Source organism: Verrucomicrobiota bacterium, from assembly GCA_037139415.1.
Classification (GTDB): domain Bacteria; phylum Verrucomicrobiota; class Verrucomicrobiia; order Limisphaerales; family Fontisphaeraceae; genus JBAXGN01.
Window position 1 is genome coordinate 38,775 of sequence record JBAXGN010000007.1, and the last position, 18,875, is coordinate 57,649.

General features: G+C 55.4%; 6 protein-coding genes. 2 read left to right on the forward strand and 4 right to left on the reverse strand.

Annotated features, from left to right (window positions below):
• Positions 1 to 802: 802 nt before the first annotated feature.
• Together WCO56_02395 and WCO56_02400 are read right to left on the reverse strand one after the other, a co-directional pair.
• Complete coding sequence (locus tag WCO56_02395) at positions 803 to 1,453, reverse strand: hypothetical protein (protein ID MEI7728386.1); 651 nt, start codon at positions 1,451 to 1,453, stop codon at positions 803 to 805.
• 10 nt (positions 1,454 to 1,463) lie between these two features.
• A complete protein-coding gene (locus WCO56_02400; protein MEI7728387.1) occupies positions 1,464 to 2,378 on the reverse strand; it encodes a HEAT repeat domain-containing protein in 915 nt (304 codons plus the stop codon).
• A 432-nt stretch (positions 2,379 to 2,810) separates the two neighbouring features.
• Here WCO56_02400 and thiD point away from each other — a divergent pair, with 432 nt between their 5' ends.
• On the forward strand, positions 2,811 to 3,608 hold the full coding sequence (gene thiD / locus WCO56_02405; protein ID MEI7728388.1) for a bifunctional hydroxymethylpyrimidine kinase/phosphomethylpyrimidine kinase: 798 nt from the start codon (positions 2,811 to 2,813) through the stop codon (positions 3,606 to 3,608).
• A 29-nt stretch (positions 3,609 to 3,637) separates the two neighbouring features.
• Here thiD and glnD read toward each other — a convergent pair whose 3' ends face one another.
• Positions 3,638 to 6,403, reverse strand: coding sequence for a [protein-PII] uridylyltransferase (gene glnD / locus WCO56_02410; protein ID MEI7728389.1), 2,766 nt, complete (start codon positions 6,401 to 6,403; stop codon positions 3,638 to 3,640).
• Positions 6,404 to 6,618: 215 nt separating this feature from the next.
• Here glnD and WCO56_02415 point away from each other — a divergent pair, with 215 nt between their 5' ends.
• On the forward strand, positions 6,619 to 8,946 hold the full coding sequence (locus WCO56_02415) for a hypothetical protein (protein ID MEI7728390.1): 2,328 nt from the start codon (positions 6,619 to 6,621) through the stop codon (positions 8,944 to 8,946).
• Positions 8,947 to 8,983: 37 nt separating this feature from the next.
• Here the strand turns inward: WCO56_02415 and WCO56_02420 are convergent, their stop codons facing one another.
• Complete coding sequence (locus WCO56_02420) at positions 8,984 to 18,811, reverse strand: autotransporter-associated beta strand repeat-containing protein (protein MEI7728391.1); 9,828 nt, start codon at positions 18,809 to 18,811, stop codon at positions 8,984 to 8,986.
• Positions 18,812 to 18,875 lie beyond the last annotated feature (64 nt).

Here is an 18,875-nt window from a genome sequence, read left to right on the forward strand (position 1 = left end):
TTTGTGTTGGCACGCGACGCACGGCGTCTGCGGACCGGAAACGCCCGGCCCGTGATGGCCAACGGGAGCGACGTTAACAGGGAAACGGAAAAGGTGGTTTCCTCCCAGAGGAGAATAATTCAAATGCGGATTGCGGATTGCGGAATGAAGCGGATTTTGCAGAAAACGGGAAGCCGAACATGGCAAAAAGATAAGCTGGCATAAAAATGAAGACCAGAAAATAGGAGCTTGGAGTCAGGAGCCAATGCCAGAGATCAGTTATCAGTAAGCAGTTATCAGTCTCGCAAAAAATGAAGACAAAGAAGTTAGGAGACTGGAGTCAGGACTTGGACCTCAAACCGCGAAACATGGGGAAAAACGCGAAAGCTGGAAGACAGGATGAACGGGATGGACAGGATTGAACAAGTCCGAAGCGCGAAAACCGAAATCCGAAAGAACTTTTGCAGAAATATTTCCGGACAGAAAAATATAATTGAAGAAGATAGGAGCTTGGAGTCAGGAGCCAATGCCAGAGATCAGTTGTCAGTAAGCAGTTATCGGTCTCAGGGTCCCGTTGAGATTCCCGAGGTTGACTTGGACAGCACTGGATGTGGGTGGCCATTGGGTTGGGATGTTCGGATGAATATAGGTGAGGACGCACCTGCCAATGATTTGCAAGGTCGTGAACTCCAAGTCCACCTTTCGCGAAGCGAACGCCCCACTGTGGGGTATCAGACTCGTGGCGGGCTTGGGAAGCCAACCTGACTTTCACGCACCTTTCTCGGCGCTATCTGCGCCACGCAAATAGTTGGCATTCTGCCTGCTATTGGTTGCCGACTGGTTTGAGAGTGTTGGTGTTTGTCAATAAATCTACAATTGGTTTACCCGAAACTGTAAAGAAAACAAATCCAGGGGAATCGTTTGTATCACGTTCAGTTAAACGGTCATGCATACCATGCCAGATTTGGTAGGGGGGCGAATAGTAAAGCCAATAGTGGTGTTGTCGTACCGGCCCCTTGGCACCTTCCGACCAAGGCTCTCGGACAACATGGATGCCTAGTCCGTTCGCATCATACTCTTGCCTTAGCGCTGTGATGACTGATGAAGAATCGTCATGAGCTATGAGCACATATGCAGTCCACTTTTTGTCGTGAAGGACCAAATGCCGCTGCTCCACGATGTAGAAATCAAGGCTCGTTACCAAGCCCTTTTCCTTATACCCGTATTTCGCAATGCCAAGTTTGGTACCCAGGGCAGCTTGGCCGATTTCCACCTCCGACCAACCCAAGAAATTTATGCAATGGTTCATACTGTTGGTCCAAGACTTCGAGCGGATTTCAGCCTCGGAGTATTCTAGGTAACGCGTTGAAACGCAATTTGCGTGCCCTCCCTTTTGGCTATAGCAGCCGCAAAGCGTGGTCGCGACTATCAAAGTGAACCATGTCATTTCAGTCTCAAACGGCCATTGCATCATATACTGGTTTTCAGTTGGTCTTGTCATTCTTGTCTTCGGACTTAATTGCCTGAATGGCCGAGGCGGCCAAACGACGAACAGTTGCATCTGCGTCTTCCAAAGCCTCAGTAACGGCTGGGAGTGCAGGACGCGCGCTGCTACCGTAAGCACGCAAAGCAGCGACTGCCCTTCGCCGACAAAGTGCATTGGTTTCACCCAGCCTCTGAATCAATGCCGGCACGGCGCGTTCAGGGACCCTTGCAATATCACCCAAAGCTGACACCGCCGATTGCCGAACTCCAGGGTCCAAGTCGCCAAGCGCCGAAATTAATGCCCATACGGCCTTGCAGGCATCAGCATCAGTCCCCAATGGCATCGTTGACTTGAGCGTAAAGTTGGTAGACTCGAACCCTTTACCGAGGGCTCGTGCAGCACATGTTCGAACGAAGGCGTCTTGGTTAGTCAGCGTATTGAGCAATACCGGCAAGGCTTTGCCACTGATTCCGGCAAGTGCCATGCATGCGCCGGAAGCCGAGTCCTTGTTTGTCGCAAGGACTGCCAAGTCTGGAATGGCACATTCCGCTTGGGTACCTAACACCCAAAATGCGTCGGCAGCTATCGAATGCCGGATTGATGCTTTGCGGAACCGGACGGGAAAGAAGTTTTGATTTTGTAAAAGACTTAGCAGGAAAACCCTGAGCCCCGAATCTTTGCAACACATGTTCTCAAGAAGAAAGGGCACTGCATTGGTTCCCATTGCGCCGACGGCTTTGGCCGCATGGCCTACGGCGATCGAACTCCCTACGTAGTCAAAATCCCCAAGCCAATCGTTGATCGACCTCCCCTCGTATCGAGGAACGGCGCGGTATCGTATAAAACCAAAGGCACAACCAATACATAGGCCAAGGAGGACGCAGAAACCAATAATATGGGCAAACTTCTTCATTAGGTCTTCTACAAACACAGGAATTTGTGCCAGTATTCGGGGGCAGACCATAGGTTTTCCTGTTTTGCACTATACCTCCTTTTGAATTCATCCCTACAAATTATGCCACGCTGCGGCATCCAAGTAAAAACCCTGCCACGATCCACGCAGCTAAGGCCATGGCAAATGGCCTCTGGAAACTGGCCTCTTAATTGGCTCAACATGGCGACAGGAAATCGGATTCAACGTTTAATGTCGAGCGGAGAATGAACAATACGATGGGCCCCTTTAACTACGACTTGTACACATGATAGATGGTAGGGGCTTGCGCCATCACGATTGACTTCCACGGCCTGACCGGCGCACCGCAACTTCCCCAACACTGCGTCGGCGCACCCTGGGCTCGGTCTTTTCGTACTGTATTTCTTTGGGCAACGCCGGTAGTGTTCGCCCATGCAGAAACACGCGAAAATACCGATTGCCTTGACCATCGCCGGATCGGATAGCGGCGGGGGGGCGGGAATTCAGACGGACTTGAAAACATTTGCCGCGCTGGGAGTGCATGGCACTAGCGCGATCACCTGTTTGACCGCCCAGAATCCGAAAGGAGTGCGCGGCATTCAGTCGGCGACACCAATGATGGTACGCCAACAGATGGAAGCGGTGTTGGCGGAGTTGCGTCCTGCTGCCGTGAAGACCGGAATGCTGTTTTCCCAGCCCATCATCCGTGAGGTGGTCGCCATGTTCCGCCAGGAGACCAAACTCCCATTGGTGGTGGATCCCGTGATGGTGGCGACCAGTGGCGCGAAACTGCTCAAGCCCCAAGCCATGCGGGCCTTGACGGATGCGTTGATCCCCCTTGCTGCATTGGTAACGCCAAACCTGGATGAAGCCGCCCTGTTAATCGCCCAACCTTTAACCTCAGTGGAGGATCTGCGCAAAGCGGCCCGACTGATTCATGCGCGCTGGGGATGTGCGGCCTTGGTCAAAGGTGGTCATCTGCGGGACGGGTGCCAGGCGGCGGACATTTTTTTTGACGGCGACACAGAACTGTTGTTGACCGCGCCGTATATTCGCGGTGTCAGCACGCATGGCACCGGTTGCACCTATTCGGCGGCTATCACCGGTTATCTGGCCCTTGGGTGCGAACTACCGGTGGCCGTGCAGTTGGCCAAGGAATATATCACCCAAGCCATCGCCCAAAGCCTGCAGGCGGGACGGCATACGGTGCTGAATAACTTCTGGCGGTGACAACGGGTGGTTCATCCCAGCCCGAGTGGTTATTGTCGCAACCCCTCGATGGCTTCCTCCAGGCAGGCATGGATGAATTTCTGTTGGTCGGCAGATACGATTTTTCCAACGATTTTGGAAGAAATATAGAAGCTGTCAATGGCCGCACCTTTTTCCGTGACAATTTTAGCCACGTCAATATCGAGCTTCAGTTTGGCGAGGGTTTCGCAAATGGCGTACAATAAACCAAGCTGATCCTCGGTTTCAATTTCGATCACCGTGCGGTTTTCCGAGGTGTCGTTATCAAAGAAAATTCGGGTGGTCAGGCGGTCGCCCTCGAGTGATTGGTAGAGCGGGGAGCCGTGTTTTTGCTTGCGAATCAAGGCCTGCAAATCCACTTCTTTTCCGGACAGGATTTTGCGCATGAGTTGCTCGCAACGTTCGCGCGATTCGCGTCCCACCACCGCGCCGCTATGACCATCCACCACGTGAAAGGTATCGAGGGCCACCCGGTCACCCCGGGTAAAAATCTGGGCGCTGAGAATGTTCAGCCCGCAGGCGCTGAACGCGCCGGCCAGCCGGCTGAAAAGCCCCGGTCGATCCCAGGTGCATACCTTGGCGACCGAACAGGCGCGATCTGGCTCGTTGCGCCAGACCACCACCGGAGTCAGCGCACTATCCGGTGCCACCGCCAGCACCTGGCGCAACATGAACTTGTGAGCCATTTCCAGGTCTTCGAGGATTTCCCGCGCGGAATGGATAATGTAATAGCGGGGCGGCAGTTCGGTGAAGTGGGCCTGGAGTTCCTCGTTGGTAACCGGCTTGGGCATGATGCGGGCCACTTCAAGCTTGAGCAACTCGCGCTGTTTTTCCTCGGAACGCTGCACGCCGGTATCGCCGCGCAAGAGGTTGGCGGCGCGCCGAAACAGGGTTTGCAACAGGGTATCCTTGAAATCGTTCCAAAGCTGGCGGCTGGTGCCGAGGGAGTCGGCAAACGTATGCAGGGTCAGCAGTTTGGCATTTTCCTCGGTCTGAACCAGCGCGGCGAAGTCGCGAATGACCTTGGGATCGTCCAGATCGCGGCGCTGGGAAATCTGCGCCATGGCCAGGTGGTTTTGGATGACCAGGCACAATGAATTCGTCAACGGGTTGCTTAATTCAAACCGCTGGGCCACGCGGCGCGCCAAGTTGGCACCTTCGATCTCATGGCTTCCGCTCTCGCCAGCCTTGCCAGCGTCGTGCAGCAATAGGGCCAGATATAGCAGGTATGGTTTCTCCAGGCTTTGCAGCGTCTCGGAGTACTGGCTGTAGGGTTCTTCTTTGCCATCCCAAACGCGGTCCAGCACGTCCAGGCAAATCAGGGTATGCTCGTCGGCAGCGTACTGATGAAAGAATTCATGTTGCACCAAGTTGGTCAGCAGTCCGAATTCCGGCAGGTACCTTCCCAGCACTCCCGTCTCGTGCATCCACCGTACAATGGGAGCCACGTTGCCACGCTGATTCAAAATTTCCAGAAACGTTTCCCGGGCATGCTGGTCTTTCAGTAGATCGCGGTCCACCAGTGCGACCTTGCGCCGGATTAATTGCACCAAATCGGGATGTAATTCCAGCCCGCGTTGCTGTGCGTACAGGAACACGCGCAACAGACGTCGTGGTGAGTCGTCGAATACACGGTTGGACACCGGTTCCACCTTGCCCTCCACAAACTTAAAGCCATCCACCGGCTCAACGGCAGGTTTGCGCCGTAAAATACGGTTTAGCATGGGCAAAAACTGGCGTCTGGGCGGCAGGATGGCCAGGCGCTGTTCCACCAAGCGGGTGATCAGGTAAATGTTGCGTGCGTGCGTGTAATAATCCCGCATGAACGCCTCCACACGTTTGCGCGGCGAGCGATCCCGATACCCTAATTGCAGCGCCACGGACGGCTGCAAGTTCCGTTGCAAGTTATCTTGCGGGCGCGGCGATATATAGTGCAGCTCATTGCGCGTTCGTAGCAGAAATTCGTAAGCCAGTTCGAGCTGCTCTCGTTCGGCGGAGGTGATCCATTCGTGTTTTTCCAACTCTTCCGTGGTCCGGGTCTGGTATTTAAAAAAGGTCATCCACAGCAGGTTCTGATAATCCCGCAGACCGCCGCAACCGTTCTTAATATTGGGCTCCTGCATGACGGCGGAATCCCCATATTTGGAGTGCCGCGAGTTTTGATCCTCCAACCGCGCAGCGATGTACTCCTCCGCGAAGCCTTTGACGCATTTTTCCAGCAACAAGAGTTGAAACCGTTGAAAAAGCTCTTCGTTCCCGTAGATCAACCGCGCCTCGATCAGGGAGGTTTTGGATTTCATGTCGGTATTGGCCACCTGCACACAATCCGATAGATTACGCACCGAATGCCCCACTTTCAGCCCGATGTCATACAGCAACCCCTCGCTGAGCAGGGTCAAGCCGGGATGCGACGCAATCGAGGCGAGCGAACCGCCATCGTGTAAAAACATGACGTCCACATCGCTGTGCGGACTCAATTCAGCCCGGCCATAACCGCCGATGGCGACCAGGGCCAGAGTAGGTGGCGTGCGCCCGGCGGGAGAACGGCTTGCCAGCACGGATTCCATGAGGCAGCGGAACAAGGTATCCAGCACCATGGAGCGAGCTTGGCACACCTCGCGTCCGCCAGCACCCGCCCGATGCCGTTCCTGGGCCAGTTGGGCTTCATGCTTTAGAAAGTTTCGGTACCGGGGCAACTCCTGGGCCGGGGCACGCCCGTCCGGCAGCGTCAGCTTTTCGCGGGCGCGCTCCTCAATTTGTTCCAGCCATGTTGGCATCGCGCACAGTGTGTCGCAAGGACGAGTGAAACGCAAGCACCAGAGAAAGAAATGGGGTGCTTTTGTCAGCAAACTGCCAGATTCCGATGTTTGAGCGGCTTGACACGGCAGCGTCGCTGAATACGATGGTGCCTTGAAGATCGAGCAACCAGGAAACTCCGCGGACGGAAGCCAGCCATGAAAACCGGCTTCTGCCAACTGTCTGGCGGTAAGTTATGAGCGCTGAACCGCCCGCCACGAATTGCTGTTCGATTTCGACGCAACGTGGACAACCTGCCGCACCCGGCTTGAAGCTGGGCCACTTTGCCTTGCTGCTTGGGCTGCTGTTTGTGATCAGTTTCCCGGAAATCCTGTCACTCAGCCGCACGTTGATCTATCGCGATTTCGGCATCTTCGGGTATCCGTTGGCTCAATTTGCACGCGAACAATGGTGGCAGGGAGAGGTGCCCCTCTGGAATCCGTATAACAACTGCGGGATCCCGTTTCTGGCGCAATGGAACACGATGGCGCTGTATCCGCTGTCCGTATTTTACCTGGTCCTGCCGATCAAATGGGCGCTCGGGGTGTTTTGCCTGCTGCATCTGTACGCTGGTGGGCTGGGGGTGTTCTGTCTGGCACGGCGTTGGACGGATAGCAGTCTGGGCGCGGCGATGGCTGGGATCGCCTTCACGTTTAGCGGACTCGCCTTCAACTGTTTGCTCTGGCCCAATAACGCTGCTGCACTGGGCTGGATGCCATGGATTGTGCTCCTGCTGGAAAATGCGATAAGCAAGGGAGGTCGTTGGATTTTGTTCGCTGCCGTGGGGGGGGGCTGCCAGGTTCTGGCGGGAGCGCCGGAAGTGATCCTGCAAACCTGGGTCCTGGTGATGCTGAGTTTTGGGTTTCGGCCCGCCGCTGCGGAAGTCACCGCGCCCACTGTGTGGCGGCGGCTGTGGCGGGTGAGTGCGGTCGGCTTGCTCATTGCGGGTTTGACGGCGGCCCAAATGTTGCCATTCCTCGACCTGCTCGCCCAATCGCATCGTACCGGCGATTATGGTCTCGGCGTCTGGGCCATGCCGTGGTGGGGTTGGGGAAATTTCTTAGTTCCGTTGCTCCACTGTTATTCCTGGAAATCCGGCGTATTTTACCAGCCGGATCAATATTGGATATCGTCGTATTACGTCGGGGCAGCGATTGCAATGCTGGCTGGTGTGGCCGTAGTGTTTGTCCGCCATCAAAAAGTCCGTGTGCTGGCTGGAATTTGCGCCGTCGTCCTGGTCCTCGCCTTGGGCAACGATGGATGGCTTTATACACTGGCCACAAAAATCATTCCGGGTGCCGGACTGGTGCGTTATCCGGTCAAGTTCACCATTCTGACCACGCTACTGCTGCCGTTGCTGGCCGCGTTCGCCATTCGGTTTTTCGAGACGACCACTCTGGCCGCTCCGAAAAAGGTCCGGCGCATCCTGTTCGGGACCACGCTGGCCGGACTGGCACTGATGGCTGGCTGGCTCGGGATCATGCGCCTCAGCCCGTTGCCATTCGATGACTGGCCAGCCACGGTGAATAACGCTTTTCAGCGCGCGGCGTGGTGGGGAGTCTTGATGCTTCTGACGCATTTTGCCCTGGCTGCGCGAGAAACAATCAAGCGTGTTCTGCTTGGTCTGCTGGTCCTGCTCGCGCTCTGGCTGGACCTTGTGACGCATGCTCCGCAGCTCGTCCTGACTGCCAATCCTGCCGTATTGCAAAGCGATTTGCCCCGCAAACCCGGTGATCCGAGCCCGAAACTGGGTGAATCGCGTCTGATGCTCAGCCGCTCCGCCAAGCAATTCTTTTATACCGCCATGATTTCTGATCCCGGCAACGACTTTCTGGGCAAGCGCATCGCGGGCTTTGCCGATGCCAACCTGCTGGATCACTTGCCCAAGGTGGATGGTTTCTATTCCTTGTATCCACGTGCCCATTACGACCTAATCATTGCCCTCTACGCCCGAACGAACGAACCGCCTGAGGCGCTGGTGGATTTTCTCGGTGCGACACATGTCTCAGCGTCGAACGATGTGTTCGGGTGGACCCAACGCGGTACGAATCTTTCCTGGATCAGCATTGGCCGACAGCCGGAATACCTGGCGGGAGAGGCAATTAAAAGGCGGATTGCCGGGGAAACCTTCGATTTCACCAGGCAAGTGGTGTTGCCCATCGAGGCTGGACCAGGAGCGCCAATCTCCGATGCTGCGCGCGCCCAGGCTACCCTTCGCCAATGCACGCCGCAGGAATTGCGCATCACGACCACCAGTGATGCCCCCGCGTGGCTGGTTGTGGCGCAGACGTTTACACCGGCGTGGCACTGTTATGTTAACGGAACGCCCGTAAAAATATGGCCGGCCAACCACGCTTTCCAGTCGGTACAAGTGCCGGCGGGGAAATCCGAGGTGCGGCTGGTTTATGAAGACCACGCGTTCCGCTGGGGCGTCGGCATCAGCCTGGGGACGATCATCCTGATGGTATTATGGTTTCTCCCAACTGTAGCGAGTGTTCGGCCCACGCGGCTTCCGCCAAGCTGATTCCAAATCGCCATCAAGATGAGGCTAATTGGAATGATCAGGGTTGCACGGTGCGGTACCAGGCACTTCCCGAAGGTGGGTTGGTATCCACCAAGGTGATGACGCCATGACTGGGCACAGTGTTCGTCTGGAGGGTTATCCACGCCTGTAAATCGGTGGTACACTGGAAGAGGACGGTACGTCCCGGAATACCCGCGAAGGTCACCGTGACCACTCCATTGGATAGGACTGGAGTGGTCACTTCGTTGGCAAAGGCCGCAGTATTCGTCAATACGGTCACGTACACTAGCGCGCCTGCGATGCCGCCCCGGCCATCTGATATCGTGTAACTGAAGCGATCCCCACCGGAATAATTGGAGACCGGAGTGTAATAGACCATTCCTCCCGCCAACGAAACGCCCCCACCGTTCGTGCTGACCGGACTCACTGAGGTCAGGGTCAAAATATCTCCATCCGCATCGGAATCGTTGGCGAGGAGCTTGTACGCGGGGATAGAAAGGGTCTGGTTACGGCTAACCGTGACCGAATCGTTCGAGGCAACCGGCAGCCGATTGACAGTTAGCATGGCGACCGCACTGGTTGCACAGCCCGCCGCGTTCGATGCCACCATCGCATACCCGCCGGACTGCGCGAATGTGACATTCGACAATACCAGTGACGTGCCGGTCTGGTCGGGCAGAGGTTGGTTGGTCTGGAAGAACCATTGGCAGGCGGCTATGCCGCAGACATTGCTGGCGTTGGCGGTCAACAAGGCATTACTCCCTTCGTTTACGAGGAGGTTTAACGGTGATTGCACAATCACCGGGGGCGGATTGGAGACGGTCAGTTGGATCACGGCGCTGGTCGCCAGCCCGTAGCGATTGGACGCGATAACATAATAGGAACCAGCATCCGCACAAAATGCGGCGCTTAGGAATAACGATGCATTGGTTTGGGAGTTCAATCGGTTCTGATTAAAGAACCATTGGTACGCCATCGGATCGCTGCCGCTAACGGTTGGTGCCAGTATAAGTGGGGTTCCAGCCGTCACGGATCGGTTGCTAGAGGGAATCGTGAGATACGGCGCGCCTTGCACGGTCAGCACCCCGCTACTCCCTAACTGCGAGGTGTCCCAGAACAAAGCCGGTTCGAGCGGGGGAAGGTTGGTTGCCGTAAACGTGCCGAAATACTCACCAGCTTCAAAGAGTCGGATGCTGTCACCCGCCTGCAACGGTTCACCGACATTGGTCACGGTCAACGTGCCACCATAAGTCACTGTACTCATGCCCGCCACACCGTCATTGGCCAACGCGCCACCAGTACGGCGAACCTTGATCATGCTGGCACCTTGGAGACTCAGCGTATTGTAAACGAATAGCGGTCCGACATTTGTGCCCGAGTCAAATCGGCCATCGCTCTGGATGGCAACCGGAGCATAGATAAATCCCATGCCACCCAGCGCTCCGGCCATAACCGTAACGCCGCTGGCTTGCAATGATCCATTTACCAGCAGCATGCCGTTGCTGACGGTCACGCCATCCACGTTATTATTGCCACCCATGGTGAATTGACCAGAACCGGTCTTTACGACTGCCAGGCTGGATGCATTGTGGCGGGTGATGGGGCCATTGAAAGCGCTGTCGGTGTTGCGCGCGCCAATTTCAACGGTTTGCGCGACGCCGTTATAACCGCGAACACTTGAGGCAGCGTCGCCGCGCAATTCACCGAGGCAATACCAACCGGGCGAATCGAAACCAATGCGATTGGTCCCGGCATCCCAAACCGCGAGTGCACTGGAAGATTCCGGAAATACCAGGCGCAGGTCGCCGCTCAGGAGACTTATGGTGCCGGCAAATTCGTGATTATCCCCTTGCAGCCAGGCCTGCACTACGCTGCCCACGCGCAAAGTACCGCTGCCGGATACGTTGCCGTCCCAGAAATTGACTCCTGAATCGTTGGTAATCGCGGCCACGGCATTCTCTGGCACCATCAGATCGTTGGTCAGATGCAGCCCGCCAGCGACTTGCAGGATGCCCCCTTGCAAGATCACGGGGCCGCTGCCCACCGCACCTGCATCGTTTGCAATCAGCGTGCCGCTTTGCAGCCGGGTGCCGCCGTTATAGTCGTGGGCACCATTCAAAAGCAGAACCCCCGTGCCGCTTTTGCTCAGCCAGGTGCTGCCGCTTAGTCTGCCTGGACCGCTGAATATGTAGGGGAGTGTAGAGTTGCTGACGGTAATGCCCGCTGGTGCCACGTTGGTGGCCAGGTTGACCCCTGAAAGGGTGGCCGAATCGTCAAACCAAACTGCATCGCCGGGGTTATTTGTTTGTTGGTAGGCGGTGGGCAGACCGGAACCGCTGTCCAGCCAGTTGGCGGTTCCAATATCCCAATTATTATTAATCCGTCCCGCCCATTTGGGTACGCTGGCGTTGGTTACGACCAAGAGGATGGTATGGGTATTGGTGTCATGATCCAAGCCCGCAGCGAGCACGCGAGCTGGCAGCGCACCCAGTTTGAAGCCAGCTAAACCGGCACCGGTGAGGACACCGTAACGTATCAATGGATAACGCCCCGGACGCAATCCGCCGCTAAGAACGTGAATGGTATTGGTGCCCTGCACTGAGAGTGTCCCGGTAATCTGCATGGCGGGTTGGTTGGTATCGCCGAGGAAATTAAACTCTAATGCGGTAGCGGCGGCGACATTGGTACCCAGCACTAAATTGGTAGCGGTGAAGGAGATGCCAGGCACAACCGCAGACAATCCAAAAACGGCCCCGTGATTGACCAGGATACCGCTAGTCGCTTTGGTGGTTGGTGCCACCAGCAGGCGCCCGCCATTTACCACCGTCGTGCCGCGATAGGTATTGACGGCGGGTAATATCAGCGTGCCCAAACCGGTCTTGGTCAAACCACCGGTTCCGGCTGCCAATAACGGTTGAGCTATGGTAATATCATAGCCGGCACTGTCAATGATGGCCCCACCGTCCCGCACGTAGGCAGCCGTGAGCCCTTGCATGAAGGTGGCAGTGGAGACTCTGGCACGCAACATGCCACCGTTAAAATACATCAGCCCTTGTTGGCCGAAGCCAGTGGCAGACTGTTGAATCTGGTTGACCACCAGCACGCCGCCATCCAGGTTGACGGTTCCAACGCTATAATAACCACCAACATAATTAAGATCAACCCATGGCAAGGTTGCCAGGGCGGTGTCGCGCACTGAAAACGTGGCCGCCGGACTAAAAAAATCACCCAGCAATTTCAGACCGCCGGTTGCGGAATACGCTGCATTATTTCGTAACTCCACGGCGGCCCAACCATCAGTGCCCACCGTGTCACCGTTCGGGGCGCTGCTGCTGACGCTGGTACCATCGAATGCCAACTTACCGCTATTTACCCCAAATCCTGTCCCGGCAGCGAAGTTCACCGGAGCTTTAATTACCAAGGTGCCACTCCGATCAATTCCACTGCTGCGCAAACGCAACTGGCCAGTGCTTGCAATTGTCAGTGGTCCATTCCAGTTAGCTGTGCCTACCGGCACATCCAGATTTTCACTCGTCGAATTAAGGAACAAGGCGTTGCTCGTGGAAAATCCGTCCAGCATGGTCAAGGAGCCGCCCCAGACATTGATAGTGCTGGCCCCCAGATTGCCACTATTGGCGACCTGCAACACACCAGCCAATAATGCCACCCCACCGCTGAAGGTTGAAGGCGTTGTCCCGTTCAACGACAACGTGCCGGAGCCAGCCTTTACCAGTCCCACGGATGACATCCCATCATGGATGGCACCACTGTAGAGGGTGCTGGAACCATACGTGCCATTGGTGAGGAAACAGGGCAGGGCAGCGCTATTGGAGATCATGCCGGAGCCCGATAGCAATTCAAACATCGCATTGCGCCCGTTAAGGTCCAGGGTGCCGTTGAGGTTGGTCACGCCGCAATTAAGGTTGGTGTCAATGAGCATGAAATGGTTTGCGGCTCCGGCCAGACGCACTGTGGCAGCAAGACTTACGCCAGCGATGCCAGAAACAGAGTGAGTGACAGGGTCCGATTTATCCAGCACGGTGATACCCTGAATTACGTTGAACCAGAGATTGGTGTTATCTTTGCCGGTGCTGCCACTCAGGTAGAGTGTGCCTGAGCCGGTTTTGCTCACGGTGGAAGTTGGATTGCCGTTAAAGGAGCCTTGTAAAGTCAAATTGCCGGATGGTAAATCAATGGTGCCGCCAGTAGCATTGGTGAATGCGCGTGCGGTGGTAGCGGCGGCACCGGTATAGCGCAACGTTCCACCGCTGAACGTAATAGTGCCACTCAAGCCGATGCCGCTGGCGACGCTGTCCGCCAAGGTATCCACGCTTAAAATACCGTTTGAGATGACTGTGCCACCAGTATAGTTATTGGTGTAACTTAGCACCAGGGTGCCACCGCCGGATTTGATGAAAGCTCCGGTGCCGCGGATGATGCCAGCATACGTCGAGGTGGCATCGTTGGCAATTTCAAAACCACCGTTACCTTGCAAGTAGGCATGGCGATTGGAATTTACATCGAAGGTGCCTCCCATTGCCAGTGTGCCGCCATTGAACCACAGGTTGGTGCGCGCGCTGCCTGGCACTACTCCTAGTTGAGCGTCTTGCTGAATCAGCACCCGTCCACCGTTGAAAACGTTGGTACCACTGTAGGTGTTGTTGCCGAACAAAGACAAGGTTCCGGCCCCGTTTTTAACCACCATGGAAGTACCGATTAAAGAGTTTGTTACAAGCAAATTAGCCAGCGGATCCACAACGTTAAACAGGTAGTTACCACTTCCCAAAGTTCCCAGAAAATGGCCATCCAACCGGATTTGATTGGTGCCAAAGGTTTGTAGCGTTCCACCAGCCAAACTGATGGCATTGCCGTCGCCGCCCAAACTGGCTTCGGATGCAAAGGCGACCGCCCCATTGCTGACCACGATACCGCCTTTGAGGCTGTTCGTTCCCGCCAGCGTAAGCGTGCCCGTCCCCATTTTTACCAGCTTGAGGTCGCCCCCGCCGAATGTGTTGCCAATCAGCGTACCGGCAAAGTAGTTGGATCCGTTACTCTCACCGAGCGTTAAGGTGCTGAGGGAACCAGTAAGTCCATTGGTGACCATTCCGAAGCCGTTGAGAATGTCAAAGCCTTCGTTAAATCCGGCCAGATCAAAGATGCCGTTGGTGTTGAGAAAAACCATATTACTCGTGGCAATCTGGTCAGCCTGGGCGCCAAGGCACAAGGTGCCGTTGTTAATGACGTTACTGAACGTGCCATACCCGCCGCTCAGGGCGCGCACGTTAGCCACGTTGGGCTTGGCCAGCACTAGTGTGCCATTCTGGACCGTGGCGAATGTGTAGGCGTTATCGGTGCTACCCGTCAAAATCGTGGTGCCTGGTCCGGTTAACACCAAGTTGGGGCGGGCGGTGGCACTGCCATAGATATTGGTATTCAAGGTGTACGTCCCGCTGCGGTTGATGACGAGGGCGGTGTTGGAAATCGTGACGGAGATTGCTGCTGGTCCCAAAGTGCCATCGGTACCACCCGTACCGATTTGAAGGGTGCCGCCATTCAGCGTGGTCAGACCGCTATTCGTGTTATTGCCAGTCAGTGCCAGGGTGCCATTTCCGGTCTTGGTCAAAGCCAGCATACCACTCGAATTTTGAATGATGCCGGCAAAAAGATTGGTGACGCTCACCGTCGTGAGCGTCAGGATATTGGTACCAGTGCCAATGGTGGTATCCACAATGCCGGTGCCGGAAAGGTTATTAAGGGTGGCATTGTAACCACCCAGATCCAGCGTTCCATTTACTGTGACACCACCTTGGGTTGGGTCACTTGGAATGGCATTGGTCGCCGCCACGCGCAAGGTGCCAGATTGAATAATGGTTGTCCCGGTATAATCATTACTGGTGGTGGCCAGGATCAGCGTGCCGGGACCAGATTTGGTCAGGATGGTGCTTCCGGTTAGCTTTCCGGGGCCGGTGAAAACATAATCTACGTTGGTGTTATTGATGGTCACTTGGGCCGGGGAAACATTGGTGGTTAAAATAACGTTGGTTGTGCCGGTGAGTGAATCGTCAAACAGCACGGCTTCACCCGGTTGCCATAGTTCGGGATAAACGGTGGAAACGCCATTCGTTTTCCAATTGGCGGTGCCAGCGATATCCCAGTTGCCATTCGGATTGCCGTTCCATTTTAGGTAATCATCTTGGGTTGGCACTTTGGTGATGAGCAGATCAATGGACTGGTTCGTCACGTTATCAACCAGGGTGGCGTTGTAACCGCGTGGCATTCTGCCGAGTGCATACGTCCCATTGCCTGCGCGCAGACCATATTGGATCAGGGGGAATTGCCCGGTGGAAAGGTTGCCGGCATCCACATTGATCCACAAGGTGCCCAGATTGGTCAGCGCATTGGTGATGACCAAGGGCGCAACGGGGCGATTCCCAAAGGTGCCCAAAGCGAACTCATTGGTGGCGTTCCCCGCCGTTCGCAGGCTTAAATTGGAAATAGTGATGCTGTCAGAAGCAGTGAGCGATTGAAATATAAATGTTCCACCAGGACTCACAAAATAGCTACCCCGGCTGGCCGACCATCGGGTAACGGCCAGCCGACCGCCGGTGGCTGAAAAATCACCAATGCAGAGATTGGTCCCGGCAAGGAACAGGGTGCCGCTGGCTACCGAAATTTTTACGGAGCGCGCCACATCGCGGACGGTTCCTGAAAATACGGAAATATTGGTGCCGCCGACAAAGGTCAGTTGTGAATCCGTGGTCGTGGTTTGGTTGCTATTGGCAATAATACATAAGCCATTGGAGCCTGGCGCCAGAGCCAATCCGGGTACCGTCAGCGAATAGCCATTCATGTCGAGCACCCCGGCGCTTCCGGTCCCCTGACCAAAAATGAGTGCATTCGTCTTGGTGAAAACCTGGTTCGCATTCAAACGCAAAGTCCCGTCACATATCTGCACCAGTCCGGTAGTATTTATGGTTGAATACAGCGCCCACACACTGGCATCCATTTTCTTCAATGAAGTGTTGGCTATGTTAACGGTCCCGCGCAACTCACCATATTTTGCGCCGCGCAAAAACAAGTTACTGCAGGCGCCATTGATTTGCCCGTTGATGGTCAATTGCGAACTTTCAGCATACAACTGGCAGATATCATTTCCAGAAAGGTTGATCGTGCCGCCCCAAGTGTTGGTGCTGGTCCTGCCATACAGGCTGGATCGGTAACCGACACCGTTTTGGTTGGTGGAACTCAAGTAAAGGGCCACGCCCGACGGAATGGAGATATAATTGTCTAGTTGAATACTAGTTCCAATCATGCTTGCGTCGTTGGTGTTGAACTCCAAGCGGACACTGCCGGAACTGCCGAAGGCATTGTTGGTACGCCCAATGATGGCTCCCATCCGATTGGTTACCGCATTCAGAGCATTGGAACTGCATAATGCCACCGCAGCGGTCCCGCTATCACCAATCCCTTTGGTGAACGAGGCGACCATGATTCGACCATTGATGAGGTTGGTGCTCGAACCGTTGGCAACGAAGGTCAGATGCCTGGAACTGTTAGTGATATCTCCGTTCAGATACAGCATTGAGGCGGCATCAACCCAGATGGTGGCATTTGAACCCAGCAGGATATTGGCCGCGTTGGTAATCGTGGAAGCGTTGCCGATATGCAACGCGCCGCCATTGACTCCGGTGCCGGAAAGCGTCAAAGGTTCCAATGACAACCACCGGTTTAGTGCGTAGTACAATTCACCGCCATTGGTGACGATGGTGCCGCTGTTGGTCAATCCCAAGGCGTTGGTATGCCCAACTTGCAATACCCCGCCGCTTACGGTAATCACCCCATCATACGCGGCGTTACTGGCATTCAGCACCAGCGTGCCGGGACCGTTTTTGGTCAGGTTGCAATTACTACCCAGGGTCTGTAATAGACCGTTGAGGTGCAGTATGGAGTTGGAATCAGCCTGAATTGTTGCGCTGGCGGCCAAGGTTAAAGCGCCTAGATTGGTCACCACGGCGCTGTCCGCCACGCGCAACACGCCGCCGCCCACGGTCAACGGTTCGGCCAGCAACAGACGGTTGGAGGCCAGACAAAGTTCACCGGAATTGGTGACGATGGTGCCGCCAATGGCATTACCCAAGGCATTGCTGTGGCCCACCTGCAAACTACCGCCAGTCACCGAGATATTGCCGTTATAGGCACTGTTGTCAGCAGTCAGAACCAGGGTGCCACTGGTTACAGCCAGGTTCACTCTTCGCGCGGAATCCCGGATGGTGCCAGCATACACGGCGTTGTTGGTGCCGCCCGCATATGTCAGGATACTATCCAGAGTAGGACTGCCATTGGTGATGTAACAAGCGCCCGTAGTACCCGGGGCAAGTTCCAGATCGGACACGGTCTGGGCAAAACCGTTCAGGTCCAGAATGCCGACAGTGGCGTTGCTGTACCCCAACATGACCGCATTGCCAGTCATCAGCGCCTGATTGGTGCCCAACCGCAACGTTCCCTCGCCGATTTGCACCATCCCCATTGTGTGGTTGTTCGTGAAAAGCGTCCAAGTGCCTGGGTCCACTTTCTTGAGGGGGGTAACGTTAATGTTAATCGGCCCCCACAGTTCACCACTGCCGTTGCCGCGCACGAACAAAGTACCGCAGGATCCGCTCACGGCACTGTTGAGCACCAAACCCCCGGAGGCGTTGCCGTAGAGTTGGCACCCCCCATCACCGGAAAGGGTAATGGGGCCATTCCAGATATTGTTGCCGTTGGTGGAAAATAGACTGCTGCGCAAACTGCCGCTGGAACTTAAGGCCAGGGAGACTGTGCTGGGAATGGTTACGGTATTTTCCAATTGAATACGTGTACCGGTATAGCTGGCATCATTGCTTGAACAGTTCGCATAGACGGCACTGGTGTTGCCCAACGCGTAATTATGGCGCACTACGAGTCCCCCAAGGGAGTTGGTTACCCGGCTCAGGGAATTGGAGGCGGCCAGAATAACCGTCGCACCCGCCGTGTTATCCCCAGGTCCTTTGGTCAGTGATTGAGCGTTGATTTTGCCATTGAATGTACTCGTGAAAGCGCCCGCCTGTTGCAGGGTGAGTTGATAGCTGGGACCAGTCAGATCACCGTTCTGTTGCAGCCAGGAGCCGGAATCCATTTTGATGGCGGTATCACCCGAGAGCGTAATCGCCCCTTGATTGGTGACGCCCGAGTTGCTGCCAATGCGCAAGGCCCCGCCATTGATGCCGGAGCCGGATAAAACCAGCGGTTCAACCATCACCATGCCATTGGTGGCATAATATAATTCGGCTCCGTTTGAGACTGTGGTATTGCCTGCGGCTGTTCCCAACGCATTACTGTGCCCGATTTGCAATTGTCCTTGCGCCACGGTCATGGTTCCTGCATACGTCGCATTATTGGCATTTAACACTAATAAGCCCGATCCGGTTTTCTTCAAGCTACGTGCCCCGCCATTTTCAGTTACCCAGTTATTGATAAAGATATTGGCTCCCGCAGCCACGCCGATGTCTCCGCTGCCAGCCAGCACATTTGTCATGTCATAGACACCGTTCAAGACTTTGGTTGTCAAGGTCAGGGTGCGACCACTGACAGCATTGGTCAGCAAGACCCCATCGATGCCATATAAACTCAAATTCCCACCTGCGCCGGTGGAGGCATTGCCGATGGTGCGGTCCACAGTGGAACCGGGGGCCAGGAAAATCTGTCCCACATTTTGGTTGCTAAAGCTGAAGCGTATCCCAACGAGGTTGGAAAATCCACCGGCTCCAAAGAGGGCGGTGTCTCCTGCCAAGGGCACCCCGCCATTGTTGTTGGTCCAGTTGCCGCCGAAGACCCAGAGATTACTCATCTGGTTCGCACTGCCGCTCCAACCATAAATTGTGCCCGTACTTCGGCAGGGTATCAGCGCCCAC

Bases quoted from the DNA above. Each gene is read 5' to 3' on its own strand.
- WCO56_02415 (MEI7728390.1), top strand. From the start codon at position 6,619: ATGAGCGCTGAACCGCCCGCCACGAATTGCTGTTCGATTTCGACGCAA.
- thiD (MEI7728388.1), top strand. From the start codon at position 2,811: ATGCAGAAACACGCGAAAATACCGATTGCCTTGACCATCGCCGGATCG.
- glnD (MEI7728389.1), bottom strand. From the start codon at position 6,403: ATGCCAACATGGCTGGAACAAATTGAGGAGCGCGCCCGCGAAAAGCTG.
- WCO56_02395 (MEI7728386.1), bottom strand. From the start codon at position 1,453: ATGATGCAATGGCCGTTTGAGACTGAAATGACATGGTTCACTTTGATA.
- WCO56_02400 (MEI7728387.1), bottom strand. From the start codon at position 2,378: ATGAAGAAGTTTGCCCATATTATTGGTTTCTGCGTCCTCCTTGGCCTA.
- WCO56_02420 (MEI7728391.1), bottom strand. From the start codon at position 18,811: ATGAGTAATCTCTGGGTCTTCGGCGGCAACTGGACCAACAACAATGGC.